This is a genomic window from Microbacterium schleiferi, assembly GCF_038150145.1.
In the GTDB taxonomy this organism is placed as follows: domain Bacteria; phylum Actinomycetota; class Actinomycetes; order Actinomycetales; family Microbacteriaceae; genus Microbacterium; species Microbacterium schleiferi_B.
The window spans coordinates 40,765-55,426 of the sequence record NZ_JBBWSA010000014.1; the positions used below are offsets into that span (position 1 = coordinate 40,765).

A 14,662-nucleotide genomic window follows, 5' to 3' on the forward strand; every position below is an offset into this window, starting at 1 on the left:
TCCCGGGCTCGCGCCTAGGCTGAACACGTGGCGCAGAGCATCTTCATCACCTCGGCAGAAGGTCACTCCGGAAAGTCCACCATCGCCCTGGGCGTACTCGATGCACTGAGTCATGCCACACCGCGCGTTGGTGTGTTCCGAGCCATCGCTCGGTCGACTGTCGAACCCGACTACGTGCTCGAGATGCTTCTCGCCCACGACGGTGTCGACCTTCCCTACGACGACTGCATCGGGGTGACATACGACGAGGTGCGCGCGGACCCCGACGCCGCCCTCGGCAAGATCGTGGAGCGCTACAAGGCAGTCGAGGCGCAGTGTGACGCTGTCGTGATCGTGGGGAGCGACTATACGGATGTCGGATCCCCCGCGGAGCTCGGCTACAACGCCCGCATCGCGGCGAACCTCGGCGCGCCGGTTCTGCTCGTCATGAGTGGTCGGACCGGCGAAGCGGAAAAGCTCGGGTCGTCGCCCGCGCGCACTCCTGAGGAGATCGGGCAGATCACCGCCCTCGCGTTGGCGGAGCTCGCGCATGGCCGGGCAGGGCTGCTCGCGGTGGTCGTCAACCGTGCCGAACCGGATCGCATCGACGATGTCGTCGGGGCGGTGCGCGAGCTCGTCGATCACGCGCGCGAGCCCGAGCACGTGGCATCCGACGGTGTCGTGCCGGTGTGGGCGATCCCCGAGGACACGTTCCTCGTGGCCCCCACGATGCGCGAAGTCATGGCGGCGATCGATGGAACCCTGATCAAGGGCGACGCGGAACTTCTCTCACGCGAGGTCCTCGGTGTCGTGATCGCGGGGATGTCGATGGTCAATGTGCTTCCGCGGCTGAGTGAAAGCTCCATCGTCATGATCCCGGCCGACCGCACCGAAGTACTGCTGGCGACGCTGCTTGCTCACTCCTCGGGCACGTTCCCCTCGATCTCAGGCATCCTGCTCAACGGACCCTTCCCCCTGCCGGAGCAGATCGACAGGCTGATGGATGGCGTCGCCTCGAACCTCCCGGTCATCGCAACGGACGAGGGCACGTTCGAGACCGCCGTCAAGGTCATCAACACGCGCGGGCGTTTCGCGGCGGCATCCCAGCGGCGCTATGACACGGCACTGTCGATGTTCGAGCAGCACGTCGACACCGCGGTTCTGAGCAGATCGCTGGGTCTTGCCCGCTCGACAGTGGTCACACCCCTCATGTTCGAGTACCAGCTGGTGGAGCGGTCCCGCTCGGATCGGCGCCGGATCGTGCTGCCCGAGGGAAGCGACGACCGCGTCATCCGTGCCGCCGCGACAGTCCTCGCGCGCGGGATCGCCGATCTCGTCATCCTCGGTGACGAGGGCGAGATCCGCACGCGGGCTGCGGAGCTCGGCGTAGACCTCTCAGCTGCGCAGATCATCAGCCCCTTCGATCCCCACTACGTCGAGCAGTTCGCGCAGGAGTACGCGCGCCTGCGGGCTCACAAGGGGATCTCGCTCGATCAGGCAGCCGACACCGTCACCGACGTGTCCTACTTCGGGACGCTGATGGTCCACCTGGGGCTGGCCGATGGCATGGTCTCGGGGGCCGCGCACACGACGGCGCACACGATCCGTCCGGCGTTCGAGATCATCAAGACCAAGCCGGGTGTGTCTGTCGTCTCGAGCGTCTTCCTCATGGCTCTGGCTGACAGGGTGCTCGTCTACGGCGACTGCGCCGTGATTCCCGATCCCACGGCCGAGCAACTCGCCGACATCGCGATCTCGTCTGCAGCGACCGCCGCGCAGTTCGGGATCGACCCCCGCGTCGCCATGTTGTCGTACTCGACGGGGGAGTCGGGCTCGGGGGCTGATGTCGAGAAGGTGCGCGAAGCAACCGCCTACGTCCGCGACCGGGCGCCGGAGCTGCTGGTGGAGGGTCCCATTCAGTACGATGCGGCAGCTGACGCGGCAGTCGCCGCAGCGAAGATGCCCGGGTCCCAAGTCGCCGGTCGAGCCACGGTGTTCGTCTTCCCCGACCTCAATACGGGAAACAACACCTATAAGGCGGTTCAGCGCTCGGCGGGTGCCGTCGCGATCGGGCCCGTACTGCAGGGTCTCAACAAGCCCATCAACGATCTGTCGCGCGGTGCCCTCGTCGACGACATCGTGAACACCATCGCGATCACCGCGATTCAGGCCCAGGCCGACGCCGACGCAGCGGCCCCGGCATCCAGCGAGAAGGAAGGGACCACCGCATGAGTGTCGTCCTCGTCGTCAACAGCGGTTCGTCGTCATTCAAGTACCAGCTGATCGACATGGACAACGAAGCGGTGCTCGCCTCGGGCCTCGTGGAACGGATCGGGCAAGAGAACGGTCACGCGCGTCACACCGTCACCGCGGCGGAGTTCGCCCCGGATGAGCCGGCACCGACATTCGTGAGCGCGACCTCCGAGCGAGACCTGCCGATTCCCGACCACACCGCAGGCTTCCAGGTGATGCTCGATGCCTTCGCTGCGCACGGCCCCTCACTGCAGGCGAATCCGCCCGTCGCCGTTGGTCACCGCGTCGTGCACGGTGGGGCGCGCTTTTTCGAGCCGACGCTGGTGACTCCGCTGGTGCTCATCAACATCGAAGACCTGTCGGTACTCGCGCCCCTCCACAACCCAGGGGCCGTGCAGGGCATCCGTGCCGCACAGGAAGCGTTCGACACGATTCCTCACGTCGCGGTCTTCGACACCGCGTTCCATCAGACGCTCGCCCCCGCCGCCTACACGTATGCGATCGACACCGAACTCGCGCAGGAGCACCGCCTGCGCCGGTATGGCTTCCACGGCACCTCACACAAGTTCGTCAGCGAAGCCGCAGCGGCGTTCCTCGACCGGCCGCTGGGAGACCTGAAGCAGATCGTGTTCCACCTCGGAAACGGAGCCTCGGTCACCGCGATCGACGGTGGTCGTTCGGTCGACACGTCCATGGGGCTCACACCGCTGGAGGGACTTGTCATGGGCACCCGTTCGGGCGACGTCGACCCGGCCATCGTGTTCCAGCTTGCGCGACGCGCGGGGCTCTCGATCGACGACCTCGACGATCTGCTCAACAAGCGCTCGGGACTGCTCGGCCTGGCGGGGGCCTCCGACATGCGCGACATCGAACAGCGACGCGAGGACGGCGATGAGGCGGCGACTCTCGCCTTCGACGTCTACATCCATCGCCTGCGCACCTACGCCGGCGCGTATCTCGCGCAGCTGGGCGGCGTGGACGTCATCTCCTTCACCGCCGGCGTCGGCGAGAACTCGCCCATCATCCGTGCGGCGGCCCTCGAAACCCTCGGCTTTGCGGGAGTGGAGATCGACCCCGAGCGCAACGAGCGGCGGGAGCGCGGCATCCGTCGTATCTCGACCGACGCCTCGGCGGTGAGCGTCCTGGTCGTACCGACCAATGAAGAACTCGAGATCGCTCGGCAAACTCTCGGCGTCGCGCAGGGCTGAGCGCCCGCAAACCAGCATTGCGGCAGGGTCGAACTACTACGCTTGCACCACGGCGTCAGCCGTACCCGACCTGTTGCCATGGCTCGCGCCAACGCTTTCGACATCGCCACCCGCCGGGAGGATTCCTGTGGCCGACGCTCTTCCCGATCTCACCGCCTACGACGCGGTGCTCTTCGATCTGGACGGGGTACTGACACCGACCGCCGAGGTGCACATGCACGCGTGGCAGTCGATGTTCCAGGAGCTCTTCGCGGCGTGGAACATCACGCCCGAGTACACCGAGCGCGACTACTTCGAGCACCTCGACGGCAAGAAGCGCTACGACGGAGTCGCGAGTCTCCTGTGGAGCCGTGATGTCGAAGTGCCCTGGGGCGACCCGAGCGATTCCCCTGAGCTCGACACCGTCTGCGGCATCGGCAACCGCAAGAACGCCGTCTTCGAGAGCGTGCTGCGAAGCGAAGGAATCGCGCCGTATCCGGGCTCGCTCGCGCTACTGGAGGTGCTGCGGGATGCCGGTACCCGGATCGCGGTGGTCTCGAGTTCCAAGAACGCCCGGGAAGTGCTCACAGCCGCCGGGATCATCGATCGCTTCGAGGTGATCATGGACGGCGTCATCGCCGAACGGGACGGGCTGGCCTCCAAGCCAGCCCCCGACGTGTTCGTCGAGGCAGCTGCCATGCTCGGCGTCGAGCCGGCATCCAGCGCGGCTGTCGAAGACGCCCTGTCAGGTGTCCGCTCCGCGGCTGCTGGCGGATTCGCGCTCGTGGTCGGCGTCGACCGTGGCGTCGGAGCCGAGGTTCTGCGCGACGCTGGCGCACACGTGGTGGTCTCCGACCTGGCCGAGTTTCTCGACGGCAACGGTGCCGGCATCCCGACTGCTGCTCTCGCACCCGAACCGGAGGAGTCCGCGTGATCGATCGTGATCGCTATCCCATCGACCCATGGCGGCTCATCGAGACGAGCTATTCGCATGACGAGGTCGGGGTATCCGAGACGCTGTTCGCCGTCGGCAACGGCTACCTGGGCTTGCGCGGCAACAGTCCGGAGGGTCGCTTCGCACACGAGCACGGCACCTTCATCAACGGCTTCCACGAAGTGTTCCCGATCCGGCACGCCGAGCAGGCGTACGGGTTCGCCGAGGTCGGCCAGACGATCATCAACGCCCCCGATGCCAAGATCATGCGGGTCTACGTCGATGATGAGCCGCTGTCGCTCGACATCGCCGATGTGCGCGAGTATGAGCGCGTTCTCGACATGCGTGACGGCGTCATGCGTCGCCGGATTCTCTGGGTGACACCGTCGGGTAAAGAGGTCCTGATCGAGGACGAACGGCTGGTGTCGTTCGAGGAGAAGCACCTCGCGATCCTGCGGCAGACCGTCACGGTGCTGAACGCCGATGCTCCGGTCACGATCAGCTGTCAGATCATCAACCGGCAAGACGGCGAGGATGTCTACGGCGGCACTCCCGTCGCGCCCAAGAAGGCGGGCTTCGATCCTCGCCGGGCCGAGCGAATCCACCAGCGCGTACTCCAACCACAGGAGTACTGGCAGGACGGCGCGCGATCGGCCCTCGCTTACAAGGCCACCGAATCGGAGATGACGATCGCGGTCGTCGCCGACCACATCATCACCACCGACAACGAGCACGATCCGCGGCGCCTGATCGAACCCGACATCGCCAAGAACGTGTTCCGGGTGCGAGCGAAGGCCGGTGTGCCGGTCACCGTCACCAAACTCGTGAGCTATCACACCTCGCGCGGTGTCCCCGCGCGAGAACTGGTCGATCGGTGCCGCAGGACCCTTGACCGCGCGGAGGCCGAGGGCGTCGATACGTTCTTCACGCGCCAGCGCGAATGGCTGGATGCGTTCTGGGAGCGTTCGGACGTTCGGATCGGCGGCCATGACGATCTGCAGCAGGCGACCCGCTGGTGCCTCTTCCAGCTCGCCCAGGCTGCCGCGCGGGCCGATGGGCTCGGCGTCCCCGCGAAGGGTGTCTCGGGGTCGGGCTACTCGGGTCACTACTTTTGGGACACCGAGATCTACGTGCTGCCGTTCTTGGCTTATACGACCCCGCAGTGGGCGCGAAACGCACTGCGGATGCGGTACCTCATGCTTCCCGCCGCGCGTCGGCGCGCGCGTCAACTCAACGAGGCCGGGGTGCTCTTCCCGTGGCGCACGATCAACGGTGAGGAGGCCTCGGCCTATTACGCCGCTGGCACCGCTCAGTACCACATCAATGCCGACGTGAGTTTTGCCCTCGCGAAGTATGTGCGGGCGACGGGCGACACCGAGTTCCTCTATCGCGAAGGCGTCGATATCGCCGTCGAGACCGCCCGGATGTGGGCGAGCCTCGGGTTCTGGCGTGAGACGGAACTCGACTCCGAGCGGTCGTTCCACATCCACGGTGTGACGGGGCCCGACGAGTACACGACAGTCGTCAACGACAACCTCTTCACGAACGTCATGGCTCGCTTCAACCTGCGTTTCGCTGCCCACACGTTGCGCGACATGGCCCTGGACGCTCCCGAGGATTACCGCCTCATGGTGGATCGCCTGGGCCTGGGGGAGTACGAGGTCGAGGCGTGGGAGGCCGCGGCTGAGGCGATGAACATCCCGTTCAGCGATGCCTTCGGCATCCACCCCCAGGACGCCGTTTTCCTCGAAAAGGAAGTCTGGGACCTCGAGAACACATCGCCCGACCAGCGGCCGCTGCTGCTGCACTTCCACCCGCTGGTGATCTACCGGTACCAGGTGCTCAAGCAAGCCGACGTGGTGCTGGCGCTGTTCTTGCAGGGCAACCACTTCACCGCCGAAGAGAAGCTGGCCGACTTCGAGTACTACGACCCCCTGACGACGGGGGACTCGACGCTGTCGGCAGTCGTGCAGGCGATCCTCGCTGCCGAGGTCGGCTACCAGGAGCTCGCCCTGAGGTACTTCCTCGACTCGATCTATGTCGATCTCGGCGACCTGCATCACAATGCCGCGGATGGCGTGCACGTCGCCTCGGCCGGTGGCGTCTGGACCGCGCTGGTCAGTGGATTCGGAGGTATGCGCGACCACTTCGGGGAGTTGAGCTTCGATCCGCGGCTGCCTGCCGACTGGCCCGAGCTCTCGTTCACACTGCACTGGCAGGGCACGCGGCTGCAGGTGACGATCGCCCGCGACCGGATGTGGTTCGCGGCGGGGCCGGGGCAGAGCGTCTCGTTCTCGGTGCGGGGCGCTCAGTACGTCATCGACCCCGAGCAAGAGCTGATGATTCCGCTTGCCGATCAGGGTCCGGTGATTCCCGGCCGACCCTCGATTCGTCAGTTCGCGGATGTCACCCGCGACGACGGGTCGCTGCTGTCGGCATCCGTGCCGGTCGTCACGACCTCGATCCCGATCGTGGGGTCGCCGGAGACGTTCGAGAGCGTGCCGGATCAGCTGCCGCAGGCCGCTGACCCGATGTCGTGACCACGCCCTAGAGGCGGGTGGTTGTCAACGGTCGGGCGACGGACCCAGCAACGAGCTCGCGCGGCACCGGTTAGGAGGACGACGATAACGCGTCGACGACGGCAAGCAGGGCATCCGGGTCGTGGGCGCGGCGGCCCAGGAAGAAGCCATCCACCGCGGAGGCCAGGCTGGGGACGAGCTTGGGCCCGGCGCTTCCGCCATAGATGATGCGAGTTCCGGGTTGGAGACGCCCGGACGATCGCAAGGAGTTCACGACGCCGATGATGTGCCCGGCGGGTGCTGGAGCGTCAGCACCGATCGACCATACCGGCTCATACGCGAGGACGGGATCCGCTTCCGGACGGGAAGTCCGCTCGGCTTCGGGCACTCGCTCCCACATGGCGTCCCATTGTGAGAGACACTGGTCAGCGGCATCGACGGGATTGCCCTGTTCGGCTTCCCCCACGCAGACTAGCGGCTGCAAGCCATTTCTCAGTGCGGCGTGGAGTTTCGCGCCAGCCACAACGGAATCCTCGCCGTGGTGCAGAGCCCGCTCGGCGTGGCCGATCTCGGCCAGCGTGCAGCCGACCTGCCGGAGCGTTACACCGCTAACGTCCCCCGTGTAGGCACCGGAGTCTGCCCAGGAGAGATCTTGTGCACCTACCCGCACCGGCGTGCCCTCGAATATCTGGATAACCCCGGCAAGGGATGCGTGATCAGGCAGAAGGACCAGGTCGATGAGGCCATCGGACAATTTCGGATGGGATGCCGCGCGAGTGCGCACCTCACGAGCCCATTCGAGCGTTCTGACGTGGTCGAAGTACATCTTGAGACTGACGGCGACGAGTTTCGTCGACACCTCATCGCCCCGCTTCGTAATCCGAGATCTCTTGTACCTTCGCTGCCGACGCCGATGACTCGTCGAATCGATACATCAGCCACTCACCCACGAGTCGTCGGGCCAGTTCGAGCCCAACCACCCTCTCTCCCATGGTGAGGATCTGGGCATTGTTGCTCAGGATCGCTCGCTCCACCGAGTAACTGTCGTGCGCGGTCACAGCCCGGATACCCTCTACCTTGTTCGCGGCGATGGCGACACCGAGGCCCGTGCCGCAGATGAGAAGAGCGCGGTCGGCACGCCCTTCGGAGATCTCGCGGGCAGCGGCAATGGCCACCCGGGGATACGGGGTGTGTCCATCCGCGTCTACTCCGACATCCAGCACTGACTCGACGAGCTCGGATGCTTCGAGGTCCTCCCGGAGGACAGACTTGTACCGGAAGCCCGCGTCATCCGAGCCGACGACTACTCTCAACGGCCGCACGAGGGGGCTCCTTCCGATACGCCGATGCCACCCTCGCCGTCACCGGAAGACAGGTAAGGCGTCACCGCCGCGACCACGAGCGCAAACGACACGGCACCGGGATCGGGCGACCCGAGCCCGGCGGCACCGTGAGTGCGGGCTCTTCCTCGCCTCGCGGCAAGACGAGAGGTCATTTGTGCGCCGCGGTGTGCTGCCTCGACCGCGTCCGTCCACGCCAATTCGAGAGATCGTTCCGGTTCGATGGACAGCTCGGCCGCGAGCTGATCGGCGAAGGGTCCGAGCGCGTCCAACAGGGTCTTGTCGCCCCGTTCGGCGCCACCCGCTCGGGCGACGGCCGCAGCGGCCTCCGACCAGCCGTCCGCGAGCTCGCGAAGGGTCGGGGGTTCGCCGGTCTCGGGCATCGCGTTCGCGAGCGACCCGAGGATCAGACCCCACAGTGCGCCGGAGGTCCCCCCGGCTCGGTCGGACCACGCCTCGGAGGCGAGACCGAGTGCCGTCCGCACGGAGGTGACGTTCTGCGTTGCGCTGACCGCCGCCGCGATTCCCCGCTGCATGCCGATTCCATGGTCGCCATCGCCTGCGACCGAGTCGAGGCGTCCGAGGTCTTCCGCATTCACATCGATCGCGCGCTGCACCGCCTCGAGGATGATGGTGACCAGGCCAGGCTCACCGGAGAGGGCGGGCTCCGCTGTTTCTCTGAGCCGCGATTCACCCCGCATGGCCGGAACGGGGTTCGTACTCTCCGAATACCGATCCGAGCGGTCCTCTGCACGCGTGAACGCCGGGGAGATGACGCGTGCTCGCCAGAGAGCCTCGAGCTCGTCATCCAGCCAGGTGAGGGTGAGCGATGCGCCCGCCATCTCGAAGCTGGTGACGAACTCGCCCACCTCGGGGGCGACGATGATCGCCCCGGCTTCGTCCAGCAGCCGAGCGACGCCTCCGAAGAGGACGAAGAGCTCCTCCAAGCTGACGGATCCAAGACCGTTGACGACAACGGCGAGGCGGGCTCCCTTGAGTGTGTCCGCCTCCTGCGCCAACCGTTCGACCATGAGCTGAGCGAGCCGATCAGCGCTGACGAGATCAGCCTCACCCAGCCCTGGCTCCCCGTGGATGCCCATGCCGACCGCCATCCGGCCGGGTGGGATCGAGAACAGTGGCGCGGCGGCCCCCGGCAACGTGCATCCGGAGAATCCGAAGCCAACAGTCACGGTGCGCGCGTTCGCGCGATCGGCCACCGTCGCCACGGTCGCGAGATCGTCGCCGCGCTCGGCGGCGGCCCCCGCGATCTTCGCAACGACCAGGTCCCCCGCGACGCCCCGCCGTCGGTGCTTCTCGGTCGCATCGCCGCTCATCACGTCATCCGTCACGCGTACGCTCGTGCACGCGATTCCCTCGTGCCGGAGACGCTGCTCGGCCAGAGAGAAATTAAGCACGTCGCCGGTGTAGTTGCCGTAGCAGAACAGGACGCCCCGGCCGTGCGAGGTCGCGCGCGCCACATCCACGATCTGAGCGGCGGACGGTGAGGCGAATACCTCTCCCATCGCCGCACCGTCGGCAAGGCCCTCGCCGACAAGACCCGCGAAAGCGGGGTAGTGTCCCGAGCCGCCGCCGATGACAACCGAAACCTTGGCCGTCGATGGCGCCTGAGCCCGAACGACTCCTCCGGAAACCGCCCGCACACTGCTCGCATGCGCACGGACGAAGCCGGTGATCATGTCGCTGCGGAAGTTCTCGGGCGCATTGAGCAGATAGGTCATGCGATCGGGCGCTCCGCGTGTGGCAGCAGCGTGCGGGACTCTGCGTCCCCCGGACGGATCTGCAGCTTTCGGCCCGTCCCATCCCGGAACATCTGCAGCGCCTCCTCGTAGTCTCCGAGAGAGAACGAATGGCTGATCATCGGCCCGGGGTTGATTGCTCCTGCCTCGAAGAGTTCGACAGCACGCTCGAACGTGTTGAGCACGGCCATGGTTCCGACGATGGTGATCTCGTCGCGATAAACACGGAACGGCGAGTACTCGGCCCGCGCCTCGGTCGGCGCGACGCCGAAGTGCTGAAAGTGCCCGCCCGGCTTAACGCGCCGCAGGCCGTCCTCGATCGCGCGGACATTCCCGGTGCAGTCGATGACGACATCCCAGGTAGCGCGATGCGCCTCATCCGCGGAGGTGAGCGCGTGCTCGAAGCCCAACTCCCGCGCCGCCTCGAGGCGATTCGGGTTCGTGTCGACGATCGTGACGCTCGCGGCGCCCGCGCGCGGGGCGAGTTGCGCCATCAGCAGACCCATCGTGCCGGATCCGTAGATCAGGTAGTGGGTGCCGAGCGTGCGCGGTAGCAGGTCGTACCCGCGCAGCGCGCACGCCAGCGGTTCGATCAGCGCCGCCTGATATAGATCTGTCGTTTCCTTCAGACGATAGACGTTCGCTACCGGGGCCTTCAGGTAACGGGCACAGGCGCCATCGCTCGCGACCACACCCAGCCCGTTCCAGTTCCGGCAGAGATTGGTCCGTCCGGCGCGGCAGTATTCGCACTCGCCGCAGGTCGTGCTGGGGTTGATGACCACCGGATCGCCGACACGCAGATCCTCTACCTCGGCGCCCACACCGACAACACGTCCGCTTGCTTCGTGCCCCGGGACAAGGGGATAGTTGGTGCCTTCGAACTCGCCGTCGTGTACGTGCGTGTCGGTGCCGCAGATCCCGACCGCGGCGACCTCTACGATCACATCTTTGGGGCCGGGCGTCGGATCGGGCAGGTCGGTGTGCGATACCGATCCGGCTTTGTCGAAGACTATTGCGCGCACGAACATCCTTCTTTCTGTGGTTCCATCTGCATCTGGGGTGGGGCGCTGGCTGCTACAGGCAGCCACGCAGGATCTGGGACAGGTGGACGGCCCGGTAGTCGGCTCCACCCGGGCTCGTCATCGGAGAGGGGATGTATGCGAAGGCGAGGTCGTATAGTGGGTCGGCAAACGCGAGCGCACCGCCCGCGCCGTCGTGACCGAAGGCCTGATAGCTACCGAAGGGCATCCTCGGCTGAGGTTTCATGAAGATCAGCCCGAAACTCATCTCGTCGTTGACCACGACATCGTGACCGCTTACCTGCAGCTGAGACATCCGCTCGAGGGTGTCTCGTCGAACGAACGATTGGCCCAGGTTTCCGAGCGCCGCGGCGTACAGCAGCGCGAGCCCGCGGGCGGATCCCGTGCCGCCAGCCGCGACAGGTCCTCCGCGTCGCACATCGGGGGCGTTCGGGCCAAACGCTGTCAGCGCGTGATCAACCGGCGCGCGGAGCCGTCCGAAGGCCGCATCGCCAAGGGTGTCCGGCATCATCCCCGTTGCCGCGGGGGCCGGCGGGGACACCAGTGGGTGATAACGAGCATCCTGCTCCGCGGGTAGTCCGAGATAGAAGTCGATGTCGTACACACGACGGATGGTGTGCTCGTAGATGTCTTGCAGCTCACGCCCGCGTGTGCGGCGCGCGAGCTCCTCCATCAGGATGCCGATGGTCAGGCCGTGGTAGCCGAACAGCGAACCCGGGCGCCAGAGCGGGCGCTGCACGGCCAGACGGCTTGCGCCGAGCCGCGAGTCGAGGACGTCCTGCGCGGTGACGCCGCCCTCTGCCGTCGGAAGTCCGGCCTGGTGCGACAGGAGCTGTCGGACGGTGATCGACGCCTTCTCGTTCTCAGCGAAGTCGGGCCAGTACGTCGCGACGGTCTCGTCGAAATCGAGCAGTCCGTCATCAACGATGGTCGCGAGAGTCAGCGCGGCGACGCCCTTCGTCACCGAGAACACGCCGGTGATCTCGTCGGGACCCAATCCGCTGCCGCCGGTCAGGTCCACGACACAGGTGTCGCCCACGTAGGCGCACAGCTGGGCGCTGAAAGCGGGATCCTCAGCAAGAAAGTCCTCGAACGCCCTGGCGACGGCCGCGAATCGCGGCTCGCACGTTCCTGTCGGCGACGGCGACATCAGCCCACCGCCGCGGTATCGGTCCCGGTGATGGGCCACCCGCCCGGAACGATGGGAAGAACGATGCTGCTTGGTGCGTCGCGGCGGGATATCACTCGCCGCGATCGAGACGCGTTGAGCGGCATCGGATGCCGCGGGTATCCCGATCCCGAGATCTGCAGACGTAGGCGGTGTCCGGCGCGGAAAGTGTGGGCCATCGGGTTGAGCTCGATTGTCACGGACTGCTCGCTCGGACCGGCCGGCGAGCCCGGAACGCAGAGGTAACCGTCGCTGACATTTCGAGAGATGCCGAAACGATCGACATCGCAGAGCCGCACAGACCACTCCTGCGCCTCGGCGCTGGTCGCCACGTTCAGCCGCACATGTGCAGCGCCCGCGAGGGTCACGGGTCGTCCCAGCGACCCGGACGTGACGCTGAACACACCCGGGTGCCGCTCCCGCGCGCGCTGACGCTCTCTACCGGCATGGGCGGGGTTCAGACCCCGACCCCCGGCCGGCGGCGGCGGATCGGCGGGATCCACCCTCCATTCGCACTCCAGCGATGCTCCAGGGCGATCCAAGGAGTCGCCGGCCTCGCGTCAGGAACAATTCGAGCGCACTCGTCGTCGGAGGCCACTGCTGTAGTTCGATCCAGGCGCCCGTACCGCCATCGTGAACGCTGACACCGCGCGATTCTGCGGGGTGATCCACCACCCTGAGCGTCTCGCGCACCAGCGCTCCGACGATCCCCGGAGACGCATGTTTCCACGAGCCAACCACCAGACGTGTGCTTCTCCCCTGACGAATGAGAGCTTCGTGATCGGCAAGCTGGCCGATCAGGAACGGATCGAACCAGCCTGCGACGTGCACCGACGGTGGAGTCTGAGCGAGCTGGGGTGTGCGATCGATCCGCTCCCACCAGGGGTCGTCGCTGGAGTCATGCGACACCCACTCTTGATAGGGCGGGTACGGGGAACCGAGCAACACCTCATCGGCCCTGTCCGGCGTCGTCAACAGAGCTTCGCGCATCCTTCGTTTGATCCCGCGCTCGGCGTGACGTCGCGCCCGCACCGGCAGTTCCTGCGTGAGCAGCCCACCGATCCACATCAGCGCCGTTTCGGCGGAGAACCGCCCCCGCGGATACAGCACCGCCGAATGGAAATCTGCGGCGGTGACGGCCATGCCCATTCCGACGATCCGCTCGGGGTCGGCGCGGAGAAGGCTGTAGGCCGTGTATCCGAGATAACTGGCGCCGATCAGGGCGAGCGGTCGGTCCGCCCAGGGATGCGTCGTGAGCGCAGCGAGAGTGTCCTCACCGTCATAGGCCTCGTCGGCGAAGGGACGGAACGTCCCCGCGGATCCGAACGTCCCGCGGCAGCTCTGTACGAAGACGGGATGACCGCGCTCGGCGAACAATCGGGCGAGCAGATCCAGGCCGGTGCGCTCGTACGGGGTCCGGATGACGATCATCGCGCTCGATCCGTCATCGGGCGACGGTTGCCACAGGTCGCCCACGAGGACGGCCCCGTCGCGCATGGTCAGGGGGATCGCACGCTCAACTCGCGCAGGAGCGACGCGACGAGGCAGCTTCGCGAGCGCGGCGATCAGCGCAGTTCGCAGAGTCATCTGTCCCTCCCCCCTCGGTCACGCCAGCGGATCAGCACGTCGATCAGCCCTTGACCGCGCCGGCTGCGAAGGCGTCGATCAGCCGGCGACGCAAGATCGCGTAGACGATGAATACCGGCACCACGCTGATGACAACACCGGCCGCCAAACGACCCAGGTCGACATCCGCGCCCTGGAAAGCGCCCTCGCTGCGCAGCAGCGGCAGGGCGACCTGGACGGTGTAGGAGGAGCTGTTCGTGATGACCTGGGCGAAGATGTATTCGTTCCATGCCGCGAGGAAACACAAGATCGCGACCGTCGTCAATCCGGGCACGACAATCGGCAGGAGCACATGCCGCAATCGCGACACGACCCCCGCCCCGTCCAGCTCAGCTGATTCTTCGATCTCTTTGGGGATCGCACGGAAGAACGGTACGAGAAGCAGCACAGCGAGGGGGATGTTCATCGCCGCGTAGAAGAGGATCAGGAAGATCAGCGGAACCTGGATGAGACCCGACCGCACCGCGATGAGGTACACGGGCACGAGAACCGCGAACTGCGGAATGAGAAATGCGAGGCCGAAGGCGACCTGCGCTCCTGTGGAGAACGCGTTGAGGCGCCGCGCGATGCCGTGGGCGGCGGGGGCGGCGAACAGGATTGTCAGAACGACGGACCCGGCCGCCACCACCAGGGAGTTGCCCTCGGCCGCGATGAGGTTCACGGCGTTGTTCGCGTCGAGGAACTTCGCGAAGCTCCAGTCCGCCGGGAGCCCGAGGGGATTCAGCGAGATCTCGGCATTCGTCTTGAATGCGCTGACGAAGATGTAATAGAGAGGAACGAGGATCGCGGCCGCGTACAACAGGATCGGAATATAGGCGGCGGTCGTTGCGGCGGCCGAGCGGAGACGAAGCGATCGCAT

At 66.3% G+C, this 14,662-nt stretch carries 12 protein-coding genes; 4 read left to right on the plus strand and 8 right to left on the minus strand.

Annotated elements, in window-relative coordinates:
• Positions 1-27 precede the first annotated feature (27 nt).
• The 4 genes from pta to AADH62_RS13845 all read left to right on the plus strand — a co-directional run bounded on the left by pta (position 28) and on the right by AADH62_RS13845 (position 6,893).
• Positions 28-2,211 carry a phosphate acetyltransferase gene (gene pta, locus AADH62_RS13830; RefSeq protein WP_341580000.1) on the plus strand — a complete coding sequence of 728 codons (2,184 nt, stop codon included), beginning with the start codon at positions 28-30 and terminating at the stop codon, positions 2,209-2,211.
• On the plus strand, positions 2,208-3,440 hold the full coding sequence (locus AADH62_RS13835; protein WP_341580001.1) for an acetate kinase: 1,233 nt from the start codon (positions 2,208-2,210) through the stop codon (positions 3,438-3,440). Before pta ends, AADH62_RS13835 begins: the two co-directional genes overlap by 4 nt.
• Positions 3,441-3,567: 127 nt before the next feature.
• Positions 3,568-4,353, plus strand: coding sequence for an HAD-IA family hydrolase (locus AADH62_RS13840; protein WP_341580003.1), 786 nt, complete (start codon positions 3,568-3,570; stop codon positions 4,351-4,353).
• A complete protein-coding gene (locus tag AADH62_RS13845; protein WP_341580004.1) occupies positions 4,350-6,893 on the plus strand; it encodes a glycoside hydrolase family 65 protein in 2,544 nt (847 codons plus the stop codon). Before AADH62_RS13840 ends, AADH62_RS13845 begins: the two co-directional genes overlap by 4 nt.
• A 70-nt stretch (positions 6,894-6,963) precedes the next feature.
• Here the strand turns inward: AADH62_RS13845 and AADH62_RS13850 are convergent, their stop codons facing one another.
• From AADH62_RS13850 to AADH62_RS13885, 8 genes are read right to left on the minus strand one after another with little or no spacing between them, the layout of a single operon-like run.
• On the minus strand, positions 6,964-7,731 hold the full coding sequence (locus tag AADH62_RS13850; protein ID WP_341580005.1) for a triose-phosphate isomerase family protein: 768 nt from the start codon (positions 7,729-7,731) through the stop codon (positions 6,964-6,966).
• Position 7,732: 1 nt separating this feature from the next.
• A complete protein-coding gene (locus AADH62_RS13855) occupies positions 7,733-8,194 on the minus strand; it encodes a ribose-5-phosphate isomerase (RefSeq protein WP_341580006.1) in 462 nt (153 codons plus the stop codon).
• A complete protein-coding gene (locus tag AADH62_RS13860) occupies positions 8,182-9,951 on the minus strand; it encodes a dihydroxyacetone kinase family protein (RefSeq protein ID WP_341580007.1) in 1,770 nt (589 codons plus the stop codon). The genes AADH62_RS13855 and AADH62_RS13860 overlap by 13 nt, the downstream gene beginning before the upstream one ends.
• The gene (locus AADH62_RS13865; protein ID WP_341580008.1) at positions 9,948-10,991 is read right to left on the minus strand and encodes a zinc-dependent alcohol dehydrogenase family protein; all 1,044 of its coding nucleotides are present in this window, start codon (positions 10,989-10,991) and stop codon (positions 9,948-9,950) included. The genes AADH62_RS13860 and AADH62_RS13865 overlap by 4 nt, the downstream gene beginning before the upstream one ends.
• A 52-nt stretch (positions 10,992-11,043) precedes the next feature.
• The gene (locus AADH62_RS13870) at positions 11,044-12,159 is read right to left on the minus strand and encodes a serine hydrolase domain-containing protein (protein ID WP_341580009.1); all 1,116 of its coding nucleotides are present in this window, start codon (positions 12,157-12,159) and stop codon (positions 11,044-11,046) included.
• On the minus strand, positions 12,159-12,680 hold the full coding sequence (locus AADH62_RS13875) for a CocE/NonD family hydrolase C-terminal non-catalytic domain-containing protein (RefSeq protein ID WP_341580010.1): 522 nt from the start codon (positions 12,678-12,680) through the stop codon (positions 12,159-12,161). Before AADH62_RS13875 ends, AADH62_RS13870 begins: the two co-directional genes overlap by 1 nt.
• Complete coding sequence (locus AADH62_RS13880) at positions 12,616-13,764, minus strand: CocE/NonD family hydrolase (protein ID WP_341580012.1); 1,149 nt, start codon at positions 13,762-13,764, stop codon at positions 12,616-12,618. Before AADH62_RS13880 ends, AADH62_RS13875 begins: the two co-directional genes overlap by 65 nt.
• A 43-nt stretch (positions 13,765-13,807) precedes the next feature.
• Positions 13,808-14,662 carry a carbohydrate ABC transporter permease gene (locus AADH62_RS13885; protein ID WP_341580013.1) on the minus strand — a complete coding sequence of 285 codons (855 nt, stop codon included), beginning with the start codon at positions 14,660-14,662 and terminating at the stop codon, positions 13,808-13,810.

Coding starts and splice junctions, on each gene's coding strand:
- AADH62_RS13835 (WP_341580001.1), top strand. CDS start 2,208: ATGAGTGTCGTCCTCGTCGTCAACAGCGGTTCGTCGTCATTCAAGTAC.
- AADH62_RS13860 (WP_341580007.1), bottom strand. CDS start 9,951: ATGACCTATCTGCTCAATGCGCCCGAGAACTTCCGCAGCGACATGATC.
- AADH62_RS13870 (WP_341580009.1), bottom strand. CDS start 12,159: ATGTCGCCGTCGCCGACAGGAACGTGCGAGCCGCGATTCGCGGCCGTC.
- AADH62_RS13880 (WP_341580012.1), bottom strand. CDS start 13,764: ATGACTCTGCGAACTGCGCTGATCGCCGCGCTCGCGAAGCTGCCTCGT.
- AADH62_RS13885 (WP_341580013.1), bottom strand. CDS start 14,662: ATGCGATCGCTTCGTCTCCGCTCGGCCGCCGCAACGACCGCCGCCTAT.